Genomic DNA, 12,175 nt, shown 5'->3' with positions numbered 1-12,175 from the left:
GGCCAGACCGCTTCAGGGGCGAACGAATCCGGGCAAGGTCCGGGCAGGAAAAGAAGCACGTCGAGGTGGAACCGGGGCGGTTCCAGGGGGAGAAAATGGAGCGGGAAACGAGATTCGAACTCGCGACCCCAACCTTGGCAAGGTTGTGCTCTACCAACTGAGCTATTCCCGCTTGGCGCTTGTGAACAGATTGAGTGGCGTCCCCTAGGGGAGTATTCGGCGCTTCGCGCCTCACCCCTCCGGGGCTGCCCTCGCACGCGAGGCCATTCTTCGTCGCCGGCCATGCCGGCTCCTTGTCGAACCCCATTAAGGCAGTTCGACTTCTGGCCTTCAACCGCTGCCTGCCACGGCAAGCTGCTGTGTGATCGGCCAGATTGAGTGGCGTCCCCTAGGGGAGTCGAACCCCTGTTACCGCCGTGAAAGGGCGGTGTCCTGGGCCACTAGACGAAGGGGACCCGTGCTCTCAAGCGGCGCGTAGAATAGAAATCGGCGCCCCCATCGTCAAGGAGAAATTCACCGGCGGCGCGCGTCTGCCGAATCTTTCGCCAATTCGCTCATCCACCACCCCGCCGCAAGCACAATGGGCCATTGACCACCCCGGCCCGCTGCTATATCCCTGAGGCTTCGAAATCGGCCCCGCCGTTGGGGGCCCCGACCGGGAGAGACGCATGCCCATGAAACTCTACGGCGCCATTCTGTCGCCTTTCGTCCGCAAGACCCGCATGGTGCTGGCCCTCAAGGGCCTGGAGTACGAATCGGTGATGGTGGACCCGAACAACAAACCCGAAGGTTATGAAGCGATCAGCCCGCTGGGCCGCATTCCCGCCCTGGAAGTGGATGGCCGCTACCTGGCGGATTCGGCGGTGATCTGCGCCTATCTGGAGCGCATCCAGCCGGAGCCGGCGCTCTACCCCACCGACCCCTACGAGTACGCACGCACCCTGTGGTTCGAGAAATACGCCGACTACGAGCTCGCGCCGCAGTGCACCTTCATGGTGTTCCGCAACCGGGTGGTAAAGCCGCTGATTGGCCAGCAATGCGACGAGGAGCAGGCCCGCGACGCCCTCGCTCACCGCATTCCTCCGCTGCTCGACTACCTGGAGCGGGAATTGGAAGGCAAGGATTATCTGGTCGGGGACCGGCCCACCGTGGCCGACATCGCCGTGGCCAGCCAGATGGTCAACTTCGCCCACGGCGGCGAGCGCCCCGACGACGGTCGCCACCCCAACCTGGCCGCCCACACCCGGCGCCTTCATGACCTGGCACCGTTCGCCGACACCATCGCCAAGGAAAGCGGCTTCCTGAAAAAAGTGCTCGGCTGAAGAAGAGACCCGGCTGAGTTCAGGGCGCCGGCCCGGCGCCCCGCTCCACCGCCACCAGCGCGGCGCGCCCGCCCGGGGCCACCCGCAGCCGGGCAACGCCACCGTCGCGCAGATCCGCTTCCAGCCGGCGGGCCTCCTCCGGCGATGCGAACCAGGCCTCGATGCCATAACGTACGTGCATGCGTCCGCCGCTGACCGAGGTGATGCGACCGCGCAGGTAGGGGCCGTTATCCGGTTCACGAAGGCGGGCGCGGCCTGGCCGCCACAGCCCTTTTTCCCGGTGCAACGGCACGAATACCGAATCGCCACCGCGAGGCAGTTCCATATCGGGAATCGGCAGGCGGCTGAACGGATAGTCCAGCCGCACATACTGGCCCCGGAACCAGTCCCGGGGGTCCACCGGCAGCGTCGCCACCTTCACCTCCCTGCCCACCCACAACGGATACTGGCTGTAGCCGGCCAGGCCGCCAAGCACCAGCAATTGCGCCACCACCGCCGTGATCAGCGCCACCTTCAGCAGGGAACGGTTCAACAGGCGATTCATGACCGTGCCTCCCGACGGCGCCAGTAGAACGCCACCAACAACAGCAGCGTGGCCATGGCGATGAACAAGCCGGCGGCGCCCAGGTAGCCGCCGATCAGATCCAGGTAACGCAGCGCCGCCAGCAGCAGCATCGCCACCAGACCGGTGAAGAACAGACCCGCCTGCCCTTCCACCAGCCCCCGGTGCAGCCAGCGCAGGGCCAGGGCCAGAACCAGCAGATTCACCGCCACCGCCCATGCCAGGGCCTGGTGTGGCAGGCCGCCGGTGTGCACCAATGCCAGCAGGCCGGCACTGACCGCGGCCAGTAACGGCTGACCGGCGAGCGCGGCCAGCACCAGCACCGCCAGACCGGCCCACAGCCCCGGGTCCAGCCAGGTCCAGGCCAGTGCCAGATAGTCGCGCCAGATGTCCACGAAGGTGAACGGCAGCAACGCCAACAGCACCAGGCGCGGCACGCCCACGGCCAGCAACGGGCCGGCGGCGCCGAACCAGCGCGGGCGCCGGGACAGCGCCACCGCCAGCACCAGCAAGGCAAGGTTGAAACTGATCATGCCCTCGGCGGTGTCCGGGCCGAAGTCGGTGGCGTAGGCCCAGGTAAGCATCAGGTTGCCCCAACCAGCGGCGGCCGCCAGGGTGGCCAGGGTGAGCACGGCGCTGTTCCGATAGCGCGCCACCCCGGCGGCCGCGACCAGAAACAGCGGCATGGCCCAGGGCATGCCATAGCGGTTCTCCATCACCATCCAGGCCACCGCCACCGCCAGGGTCTGCAGCGCCAGCAGGCGGCTCCGGGTAAGCAACGCCAGGGGCAGCCCCCCCAACGCCCACAGCAACAGACCGTTGGGGAAATGCTCGCCGAGGTGGTACATCTGGCCGATCAGCATCACCGAGGCGCCGTAGGCGAAGCCGCCCAGCAACAGCCAGAAGGCCCCGGCGCTATGGCGCAGATAGCGCGCCACGCCGACGCCGTTGAGCAGCGCCGTGAGCGACATCAGACCGGCCAGCCGCAAGCCCCGCGGCAGCTGTTCCCAGTTGGCGGACACCACCAGCAGCAAGGCCAGCCCCAGGAACAGCCCGGCCACCGCCAGCACCGGCCCGGCGGCGGATGGCGGCCGCTCGTCCAGAGCGGAGCCGTACCGGGCCAGCAGACGCCGGGCGGTGGCTTCGTCGATGTCGCCGTCGGCGTACCAGTTTCGAATCGCCCGGCGGATCAGATATCGTCGCATCCTCGCTCTCTCACTCCCGCTTCCTACAGGGGCAGGCCGAGCCGCTTGGCCTCCAGCCGGCGCAGGAACTCCAGCATGATCTGGCGGTACAGATCCTCGCCCAGCCACAGGTCCTCGACGCCAGCGTCCACGTTGGGGTTGTCGTTCACCTCGATCACCACCACCTCGTCGCCGGACTGTTTCAGGTCCACGCCATACAGGCCGTTACCCATCATCCGCGCCGCCTTGAGGGCGGTGCGCAGCACCTTGGGCGGCACGTCGCGCACCGCCAGGCTGCGAAAGCCGCCGGAGCTGGTCTTGCCACCGTCCTTGTGGTGGTAGATCTGCCAGTGGCCCTTGCTCATGAAATACTGGCAGGCGAACAGCGGCCGGTTGTTGAGCACGCCGATGCGCCAATCGTAATCGGTGTACATGAAGGCCTGGGCCAGCACCACCGCGGACTGCTTGAGGTACTGGCGCAGGGCGTCACGCAGGGCGTCGCGATCGGCCACCTTGCTGATGCCCCGGGAAAAACTGCCGTCCGGAATCTTGAGCACCATGGGCAGCCCCAGTTCGTCGATGAGACGTTCCACCTGGGCATCGGAATCGTCGAACACGAAGGCGGTGGGCGGCACCGGTACTTTGTTGGCCTGCATCAGTTCCGCCAGGTAAATCTTGTTGGTGCAGCGCAGGATCGAGCCGGGGTCGTCGATCACCACCATGCCTTCCTGCTCCGCCTTGCGGGCGAACTGGTAGGTGTGGTGGTCCAGGCCGGTGGTTTCGCGGATGAACAGGCCATCGTATTCGCCCAGCCGCGCGTAATCGTCGCGGTCGATCGGCTCCACCTTGATGCCCAGTTCGCGGCCAGCCTTGATGAAACGCTTCAGGGCGGTCTTGTTGCTGGGCGGCAGGGCTTCCCGTTCGTCCACCAGCATGGCCAGCTCATAGCGGTCGCCACGACGGCGGCGCGGGTTGCGCCAGACGCGTGCGTCGAAGCGCTCCAGGGCACGGGCAAAGGCGTCTTCCTCATCGCCCTTGAGCTGCTTGAGACTGACCGTGCGAATCGATTCCAGAATCCACTGGTCGTCGCGGCGCCGGAACGCCACGCGCAGGATCGGGCACGGTAATTGATCGAAAATCTGCCGGCCCAGCTCCGCCAGGCCTTCCTGTTCAGTGTGGCCGAAATACAGAGTCAGGGTGAGCCGGGTGGCGTCCTCGCCCTGCTTGCCCGGGGCGCGCTTCCTGATCACCCGGTCCAGGGCATTCTCGAAGTGGCCGAAGTGCAAGCCGTAGAGGGCCTTGCGGCTGAGGTCGTTGACGGTGCGCACCGAGGGCATCACCCGCTGGCCACGGGCCTCCGCCAGCAGCGAGCAGTAGTAGCCCGGCGACAGGTACTTGTAGCCCCGACACAGGTTGATCACCTGCACTTTCTTGTCGGTGCACACCGGCGTCGCCGCCTGCAGATAATCGCGGGCGGCGAGCAGATGGCGGGTGGGGTAATAGGCGGCCCAGTCGGCCGGATCGTCGACCAGGATGATGACCTGACTCATGGTGCCCGGATGGCCTCGCGTAAGGGGTGGTCCGGCGCACTGTATGCCAGGCCCGGCGGGCCGACAATCACTTTCGCGCCGGCCCGGCCGGGCCCGCGACTCAGGGGTCGCCGTACTGGCCGCCGTAGCTTCCGGCTTCGCCGTTTTGGCCGGTTTTTCCGGCGTTGCCGGGGTGGCCGGCTTTCTCCAGCGCGTCCTGTACTTCCGGCGGCATATAGGTCTCGTCGTGCTTGGCGAGCACCTCGTCGGCCTCGAACCGGTCGCGGCTCACCAGGGTGCCATTGGCGACCACCCCCTGCCCTTCGCGGAACAGGTCCGGCAGGATGCCCTGGTAGTGAATATCGAAGGTGCCCTTGCCATCGGTGACCGCGAAGGTCACGTCCAGGGTCTGCGGATCACGGCGTACCGAGCCTTCCTCCACCAGCCCGCCGACCCGCATCTTGGTGCCCACCGGCGCCTCGCCACTGACCACCTGTTGCGGGGTATAGAACAGATTGATGTTCTGGCGCAGGGCGTAGACCGCCAGCCCCACGGCGATGGCCAGGCCGACCAGAATGGCCAGCACCACCATCAGACGTTGTTTACGAACCGGATTCATCAAGGTGCTCCGAAGAGGTTGCGTTGTCGCGGGCATCGCGGCGCGCGCGGCGCGCCAGCTCGGCGCGCACCCGTCCCTGCTGGCGCAGCGCGAGCAGCATGTTGGCGGTGATCAGGAGCGCGCTCAATCCGTAGGCGGTCCAGACATAGAAGCCGTGCCGGCCCATGGCCAGGAAGTCGGCGAAGCTGTCGAAATACATGGCTATCTCCCGCCCTTGCCGTCGTCCGGCGCCACCAGCTTGCGCACCCAGCCGCTGCGCCGCTCGCGGCTGAGCACCTCGGCGCGGGCGCGGATCAGCACGTTGGCGGCGTACAGCAGCCACAGGCCCAGCATGCTGATCAGCAGCGGGTATTTCATGGCATCGTTGATGGACGATTCGCCCACCATCTTCAGGGTGGCGCCCTGATGCAGGGTCTGCAGCCACTCCACGGAATACTTGACGATCACCACGTTGATCACCCCCACCACCGCCAGCAGCGAAGCGGCCCGGGCCGCCTGGCGCGGGTCACGGATGGCGCTCTGCAGAGCGATGATGCCCAGGTACAGGAACAGCAGGATCAGCATCGAGGTCATGCGCGCGTCCCACTGCCAGTAGGTGCCCCAGGTGGGCTTGCCCCAAAGCGCGCCGGTGATCAAGGACACCGCCGCCAGCACGGCGCCGAACGGCGCCAGGGCCTTGAGCATCACCTCCGCCATTTTCATGCGCCAGACCAGCGCCACCAGGCCGGCCACGCCCATGGCGATATAGCCCATCAAAGCGCCGCTGGAGGCGGGCACGTGAATGTAGATGATACGGTAACTGTCGCCCTGGTAGCGCTCCACCGGCGCCCAGGCCAGGCCCCAGGCCAGCCCCACCACCAGCACCACCAGAGCGATGGGCACCAGCCAGGGCAGCACGGCGTTGCAGAAGCCGTAAAAGTAGCGGGGTGAACCAAGCTGGTGGTACCAGCGTTTAATTGTTTTCCACATAAAAGCCCCTAAAACCGCTCTGACTAATCCCCGGCGCTGATGCGCAGGCCCAGCGCCACGGCCACCGGCCCCAGGCTCAGGGCCAGCGCCAGAATCGCGCCCAGCACCGCCAACAGCCCGTCGGTGGGCAACCCGTCCTGGGCGGTGCGCACCACGCCGGCGCCGAACACCAGCACCGGGATGTACAGCGGCAGCACCAGCACCGCCAGCAGAATACCGCCACGGTTGAGCCCCACCGTGAGCGCGGCGCCGATGGCGCCCACCACGGTCAGGGTCGGCGTGCCCAGCAGCACGCTCACCATCAGCGTGTCCAGCACCGCCACCGGCAGTTGCATCATGTAGCCCAGCAGCGGCGCGATCAGCGCCAGCGGCAGGCCGGTGAGCAGCCAGTGCGCCAGCAGCTTGGCGCTCACCGGCACCACCGTTACCACGGGGGCCGTGAGCATCTGGTCCAGGGCGCCGCTTTCCTGATCACGGCGGAACAGGCCATCCAGGGACAGCATCACCGCCAGCAGGGCCGCCACCCAGACCGCGCCGGGCGCCACCAGGGCCAGCAGCTCCGGCTTCGGCGACAGCCCCAGCGGGAACAGGCTCACCACCACCACGAAGAAGAACAGCGGCTGCACCATGTCCGCGGGCGCCCGCCAGATCAAGGTCAGCTCACGGCGCAACGACGCCCACCAGATAGCGCTCATGCCAGCACCTCGGCGCCGGCGCCACTCAAGTGCAGGCGGTGCACGTCCTCGCCCACCCGGTGGTGGGAGGTGTACAGCACCAGAGTGCCGGCGGCGGCGGCCTCGCGCAGGCGCGCATCCAGCCGCGCCACACCGTCCTGGTCGATGGCGGTGAAGGGCTCGTCCAGCACCCAGACGCGCTTGTCGCCCAGCCACAACCGGGCCAGGGCAATGCGCCGCTTCTGGCCGGCGGACAACCGCCCGGCGGGCACGTCCTCGAAGCCGTACAGGCCGAGCGCGTCCAGGGCCGCGTCCAGGTCGCCGCTCTGGCCCGCCAGGGCCTGACTGTATCGGAGGTTTTCCCGGGCGGTGAGTTCCTCACGCACGCCGGGCTGATGGCCCAGATAAAGCAGCGATGGCGCCAGCGGCCCGTCCCAGCGCACCTCTCCTTCGTAGAAACCGTGCAGGCCCACGAGGATTCGCAAAAGGGTGGTCTTGCCGGCGCCATTGGCGCCGGTGATTTGCCAGATCTGGCCGTCGTGGGCGGAAAAATCCAGGTCCCGGAACAGCATCCGGTCATCCCGCTCGCAGCTTAAACGGCGCACTGTGAGGCGTGGCGCAGTGATAGTCAGAACCTCCCTGAATCGGCGCGGCAGTATAGCATGGCGATAGCGCCCCGGATGCCCCGTGGCCTTGATCCAGATCGGATTCGGGGCGCCCCGGACGAGGGCGCCCGATTTAGGCTAGACTAGGGCGCCCTGTTCCGCGCCGAAAGGATTCCGACCATGCGTTTCCCGACTCTCCGTGGCGCCGCCGGTGCCCTGTTCGCCCTGCTGCTCACCGCCTGCGGCGGCGACGACCGCCCCCTGGCCACCGTCGACCAGGTGGACCTGCAACGCTACGCCGGCACCTGGCATGAAATCGCCCGTTTGCCGCAATGGTTCCAACGCGGCTGCTACAACTCCACGGCCACCTACGAACCCATGGACGACGGCGGCCTGCGCGTGATCAACCGTTGTCAGCGCAAGGACGGCCCCAGCGTCGCCGAGGGTGAAGCCCGGGTGGTGCCGGATTCCGGCAACGCCAAACTCAAGGTGCGCTTCGACAACTGGTTTTCCCGGCTGCTGCCCCGGATCGCCGAGGGCAACTACTGGATCATCGCTCTCGACAAGGATTACCGGACCGTGGTGATCGGCGAGCCGGGCCGAGAATACCTGTGGATTCTGGCCCGGCAACCGCGCCTGCCCGAGGATCAATATCAGGCCCTGGTGTCCAGCGCCCGGGAAAAGGGCTTCCCGGTGGACGAACTCGAGCGCAACCGCGACCTGGTGCCGACCTCCCCGGCCCCGGCGGAAGGCTGAAACGGACCCGGAGATTCCCATGGCGGTGGAGATCGAACGTAAATTCCGCGTCACGCGCACCGACTTTCTCGACGGCCTGGACGGCGAACGCCTGGTGCAGGGTTACCTGAGCCATGCCCGCCAGGCCACCGTGCGGGTACGGGTGCGCGATGACCAGGCGTGGCTCACCATCAAGGGCGAGACCCACGGCGCGCGGCGCAGTGAATTCGAATACCCGATTCCGGCGGACGATGCCCGCGCCATGCTCGAGGAAATGTGCCCGGAAGGAGTAATCGACAAAACCCGCTACCGCCTGCCCCTGGACGGCCACGTCTGGGAGGTGGACGTGTTCCATGGCGACAACGAAGGCCTGGTGGTGGCGGAAATCGAACTGCGGCACGAGGACGAAGCCTTCAGCCACCCTGGCTGGCTGGGCGAGGAGGTCACCGAGGACCCGCGCTACTACAACAGCGCCCTGAGCCGCAGCCCCTATGGCCGCTGGTAACGTGCAGTACATCCTGTGGCGCCAGGACGACAACGGCAATCTGTTCGTGATGCAGCGCTTCCACTCCCGCGACCAGGCCGAGCGGGTCTGCGAACGCTACCGCAAACGTGGCCACAAGCAACTTTACTGGGTCAAACCCCTGGCGCCCCAGGGGCCCTCCTGAGGGCGGCCCTCAATCGGCCCGCTTGATGCCCGACAGGTTCTGAAAGCACAAGGTGCGCGCGGTCTCCATGAACTCCTGAATGAACGGCACCGACTCATCACCATCGCGCACCGCCGCGTATAGGGTGCGCCAAACCCCCGCTTCGCCAAGCCGCGCCGCCTCCACCAGCTTGAGATCCAGGTACTCGGTGAGCGCCCAGTTGGGCAGCGCCGCCACGCCCCGCCCGGCGGCCACCAACTGCACCATCATCGGCGTCAGCTCGGCGGTGCGCACCGACGCCGGCGCCACCCCGGCCGGGTCCAGGAAGGCGGTGAACACATCCAGCCGTTCGTGCTCCACCGGGTAGGCAATCAGCACCTGGTCGGCCAGTTCCTCCGCGCTGACGAAACGCCGCTGCGACAATGCCGACCCGCGCGCCACCGCCAGCACCAGCTCATAGCGGAACAACGGCAGATAGCGCACCGCCTCGTCACCGACCGGATCGGAAGTGATCACCATGTCCAGATCGCCGCGCACCAGGGCGCTCTGCGGCGTGAAGCTGAAGGCGGCGGACAGATCCAGCTCCACCTCCGGCCAGCCTTCCCGGAACCGGTCCAGCGCCGGCATCAGCCACTGGAAACAGGAGTGGCATTCGATGGCGATGTGCAGGCGCCCGCTGCGACCGGCGGCCAGCCGCCGCAACTCGGTCTCGGTGCGGCGTACCAGCGGCAACACCTGGGTAGCCAGCTCCAGAACCCGCTGCCCCGCCGGCGTGAAGCGGATCGGCCGGGTACGGCGCACGATCAGCGACACGCCAAGCCGGTGCTCGAGATCCTTGAGCTGATGGGACAGGGCGGACTGGGTCACGTGCAGCCGCTCGGCGGCGTCCACCAGGCTGCCGGCCTCCTGAATCGCCAGCAGGGTGTTCAGATGGCGCAGCTCCAACATGAGCAATCCTCATATTAAGAATTAGGGATTTGATTTTGTCTCATGTAGCACCGCCACCACAATAGCGCCATTCAAATCGAAAGGACGCCATCATGACCCGTTTACACAACCTCGGCTTTCCGCGCATCGGTGCGCGCCGGGAACTCAAGCAGGCGCTGGAGGCCTACTGGGCCGGCACCCTGCAGCAGAGCGAACTGGAACACGTGGGCCGCAGCCTGCGCGAACGCCACTGGGCGCTGCAGGCCGAGGCCGGTGTCTCACCGGTGCCAGTGGGCGATTTCGCCTGGTACGACCAGATTCTGGAATTCTCCTGCCTGCTGGGCGTGGTCCCGGCGCGCTTCAATCACGGCGCCGACCAGCCCGTGGATCTGGACACCCTGTTCCGCATGGCCCGGGGCCGTGCCCCCAGCGGCACGCCAGCGGCGGCCTGCGAGATGACCAAGTGGTTCGACACCAACTACCACTACATCGTGCCGGAACTGGCGGCGGACCAGGACTTCCGCATCGCCCGGGGCAGCCTGTTCGAGCAGGTGCAGGAAGCCCGGGCCCTGGGTCACGACGCCAAGCCGGTGATCCCCGGCCCGCTCACCTACCTCTACCTGGCCAAGGGCGAGGCGTTCGACGGCGCCGCCGACAGCGCCAAGCTGGCCCTGCTGGAACGGCTGGTGCCGGTGTACCGGGACATCCTGCGGCGCTTCGCCGACCAGGGCGTCACCTGGGTACAGATCGACGAGCCGATCCTCGCCCTGGACCTGCCCGACGACTGGCAGCGCGCCTACCTGCGCGTCTACGACAGCCTGGCCGGCGCCAGTGACCTGAAACTGCTGGTGGCCACCTACTTCGAAGGGCTGCGCGACAACCTGTTCACCGCCCTGCAACTGCCGGTGGCCGGCCTGCACCTGGATCGGGTGCGTGGTGACGACGACCTGCAACAGGTGCTGCCACGGCTGGGCGACAAGGTGCTGTCCCTGGGCGTGATCAACGGTCGCAACATCTGGCGCGCCGATCTCGACGCCCTGCTGGAAACCCTGGCGCCGCTGCGTGATCAACTGGGCGACCGGCTGTGGCTGGCACCCTCCTGCTCGCTGCTCCATGTACCCGTGGACCTGGACCAGGAAGACAAACTCGACGACGAACTGAAGAGCTGGCTCAGCTTCGCCAAGCAGAAGCTGCAGGAACTGGCGGTACTGCGCGGCGCCCTGGACGGTGACGACAGCGTGCGCCCGGCCCTGGAAGCACAACGGGCCGCCGTGGCGGCCCGCGCCACCTCGCCGCGCATTCACAACCCGGCGGTGGCCGAACGCCTGGCCGGCGCCGACCGCCTGTCGCGGGATCGGCTGAGCCCGTTCGCGCAACGCATCGGCAAGCAGCAAGCGGCGCTGAACCTGCCCGCCTACCCCACCACCACCATCGGCTCCTTCCCGCAAACCCCGGAGATCCGCGCCGCGCGCCGGGACTGGAAGGCCGGCAAGCTCGGCGACGCCGACTACCATCAGCGCATGGAGCAGGAAATCCGCCGGGTGATCCGCTACCAGGAACAGGTGGACCTGGACGTGCTGGTGCACGGCGAGCCGGAACGCAACGACATGGTGGAATACTTCGGTGAACTGCTGGAAGGCTTCGCCTTCACCCGCTTCGGCTGGGTGCAGAGCTACGGCTCGCGCTGCGTGAAGCCGCCGGTGATCTTCGGCGACGTCAGCCGCCCGCGGCCGATGACCGTGGAATGGCTGCGTTTCGCCCAGTCACTGACCGACAAGCCCGTAAAAGGCATGCTCACCGGCCCGGTGACCATCCTCCAATGGTCGTTCGTGCGTGACGACCAGCCGCGCCAGGCCACATGCCGGCAAATCGCCCTGGCCCTGCGCGACGAAGTCCAGGACCTGGAAAAAGCCGGTATCGGCGTGATCCAGATCGACGAGCCCGCGTTCCGCGAAGGGCTGCCGCTGCGCCGGGAAGACTGGCGCGCCTATCTGGACTGGGCGGTGGACTGCTTCCGCCTGGCCACCGTGGGCGTGGCGGATGAAACCCAGATCCACACCCATATGTGCTACTCGGAGTTCAACGACATCATCGAGGCCATCGCCGCCTTGGACGCGGACGTGATCACCATCGAAACGTCCCGCTCCAACATGGAGCTGCTGGAAGCGTTCCAGAACTTCGAATACCCCAACGACATCGGCCCCGGGGTCTATGATATCCACTCCCCCAACGAACCGGCGGTGGACTGGATGGTGGATCTGATGCACAAGGCCGCCGACCGGCTGCCCAAGGAACGGCTCTGGGTGAACCCGGACTGCGGCCTGAAAACCCGCAAGTGGGAGGAAACCGAAGGCGCCCTCGCCAACATGGTCCAGGCCGCCAAGCAACTGCGCGCCGGCTAA

Annotated in this window: 14 protein-coding genes and 2 tRNA genes; 5 read left to right on the top strand and 11 right to left on the bottom strand. The window is 67.0% G+C overall.

The features are described from left to right. Window positions 1-96: 96 nt before the first annotated feature. Together ACLD02_RS07680 and ACLD02_RS07675 are read right to left on the bottom strand one after the other, a co-directional pair. Window positions 97-172: transfer RNA gene (locus ACLD02_RS07680), tRNA-Gly, on the bottom strand. Window positions 173-379: 207 nt separating this feature from the next. Then, a tRNA-Glu gene (locus ACLD02_RS07675) sits at window positions 380-455 on the bottom strand. 213 nt (window positions 456-668) lie between these two features. On the opposite strand from ACLD02_RS07675, the gene ACLD02_RS07670 reads away from it, so the two are divergent. Next, the gene (locus tag ACLD02_RS07670) at window positions 669-1,322 is read left to right on the top strand and encodes a glutathione S-transferase family protein (RefSeq protein WP_410298352.1); all 654 of its coding nucleotides are present in this window, start codon (window positions 669-671) and stop codon (window positions 1,320-1,322) included. 19 nt (window positions 1,323-1,341) lie between these two features. Here the strand turns inward: ACLD02_RS07670 and ACLD02_RS07665 are convergent, their stop codons facing one another. The 8 genes from ACLD02_RS07665 to ccmA form a co-directional block, all read right to left on the bottom strand. Further along, on the bottom strand, window positions 1,342-1,866 hold the full coding sequence (locus ACLD02_RS07665) for a GDYXXLXY domain-containing protein (RefSeq protein ID WP_203100478.1): 525 nt from the start codon (window positions 1,864-1,866) through the stop codon (window positions 1,342-1,344). Beyond that, a complete protein-coding gene (locus tag ACLD02_RS07660) occupies window positions 1,863-3,089 on the bottom strand; it encodes a DUF2157 domain-containing protein (RefSeq protein ID WP_410298351.1) in 1,227 nt (408 codons plus the stop codon). Before ACLD02_RS07660 ends, ACLD02_RS07665 begins: the two co-directional genes overlap by 4 nt. A gap of 23 nt (window positions 3,090-3,112) precedes the next feature. Further along, window positions 3,113-4,618 (bottom strand): RimK family protein, encoded by a 1,506-nt coding sequence (locus ACLD02_RS07655; RefSeq protein WP_410298350.1) that lies wholly within the window; start codon window positions 4,616-4,618, stop codon window positions 3,113-3,115. Between the two features lie 100 nt (window positions 4,619-4,718). Next, the gene (gene ccmE, locus ACLD02_RS07650) at window positions 4,719-5,216 is read right to left on the bottom strand and encodes a cytochrome c maturation protein CcmE (protein ID WP_203100472.1); all 498 of its coding nucleotides are present in this window, start codon (window positions 5,214-5,216) and stop codon (window positions 4,719-4,721) included. Further along, window positions 5,200-5,415 carry a heme exporter protein CcmD gene (gene ccmD, locus ACLD02_RS07645; protein WP_203100470.1) on the bottom strand — a complete coding sequence of 72 codons (216 nt, stop codon included), beginning with the start codon at window positions 5,413-5,415 and terminating at the stop codon, window positions 5,200-5,202. Before ccmD ends, ccmE begins: the two co-directional genes overlap by 17 nt. A gap of 2 nt (window positions 5,416-5,417) precedes the next feature. Further along, window positions 5,418-6,185: a heme ABC transporter permease CcmC gene (ccmC, locus tag ACLD02_RS07640; protein WP_410298349.1), complete on the bottom strand. Its 768-nt coding sequence runs from the start codon at window positions 6,183-6,185 to the stop codon at window positions 5,418-5,420. Window positions 6,186-6,208: 23 nt separating this feature from the next. Then, window positions 6,209-6,880 (bottom strand): heme exporter protein CcmB, encoded by a 672-nt coding sequence (gene ccmB, locus ACLD02_RS07635; RefSeq protein WP_203100459.1) that lies wholly within the window; start codon window positions 6,878-6,880, stop codon window positions 6,209-6,211. Next, window positions 6,877-7,431 (bottom strand): cytochrome c biogenesis heme-transporting ATPase CcmA, encoded by a 555-nt coding sequence (ccmA, locus tag ACLD02_RS07630; protein ID WP_410298348.1) that lies wholly within the window; start codon window positions 7,429-7,431, stop codon window positions 6,877-6,879. Before ccmA ends, ccmB begins: the two co-directional genes overlap by 4 nt. A gap of 213 nt (window positions 7,432-7,644) precedes the next feature. Here ccmA and ACLD02_RS07625 point away from each other — a divergent pair, with 213 nt between their 5' ends. The 3 genes from ACLD02_RS07625 to ACLD02_RS07615 are packed head-to-tail and all read left to right on the top strand — an operon-like array spanning window position 7,645 to window position 8,867. After that, complete coding sequence (locus ACLD02_RS07625) at window positions 7,645-8,220, top strand: lipocalin family protein (RefSeq protein WP_203100457.1); 576 nt, start codon at window positions 7,645-7,647, stop codon at window positions 8,218-8,220. Window positions 8,221-8,239: 19 nt separating this feature from the next. Then, a complete protein-coding gene (locus ACLD02_RS07620) occupies window positions 8,240-8,704 on the top strand; it encodes a CYTH domain-containing protein (RefSeq protein ID WP_203100455.1) in 465 nt (154 codons plus the stop codon). Next, window positions 8,691-8,867, top strand: coding sequence for a hypothetical protein (locus ACLD02_RS07615; RefSeq protein ID WP_203100453.1), 177 nt, complete (start codon window positions 8,691-8,693; stop codon window positions 8,865-8,867). The genes ACLD02_RS07620 and ACLD02_RS07615 overlap by 14 nt, the downstream gene beginning before the upstream one ends. A 9-nt stretch (window positions 8,868-8,876) precedes the next feature. On the opposite strand, the gene ACLD02_RS07610 is transcribed toward ACLD02_RS07615, so the two are convergent. Further along, a complete protein-coding gene (locus ACLD02_RS07610; protein WP_203100451.1) occupies window positions 8,877-9,794 on the bottom strand; it encodes a LysR family transcriptional regulator in 918 nt (305 codons plus the stop codon). Window positions 9,795-9,886: 92 nt separating this feature from the next. Here ACLD02_RS07610 and metE point away from each other — a divergent pair, with 92 nt between their 5' ends. Next, window positions 9,887-12,175 carry a 5-methyltetrahydropteroyltriglutamate--homocysteine S-methyltransferase gene (metE, locus tag ACLD02_RS07605; protein ID WP_410298347.1) on the top strand — a complete coding sequence of 763 codons (2,289 nt, stop codon included), beginning with the start codon at window positions 9,887-9,889 and terminating at the stop codon, window positions 12,173-12,175.

The sequence above is a fragment of the Alloalcanivorax sp. C16-2 genome, from assembly GCF_046507615.1.
In the GTDB taxonomy this organism is placed as follows: domain Bacteria; phylum Pseudomonadota; class Gammaproteobacteria; order Pseudomonadales; family Alcanivoracaceae; genus Alloalcanivorax; species Alloalcanivorax marinus_A.
The sequence above is the reverse complement of the archived record's forward strand: the minus strand, read 5'-3'. Positions and strand labels throughout refer to the sequence as shown.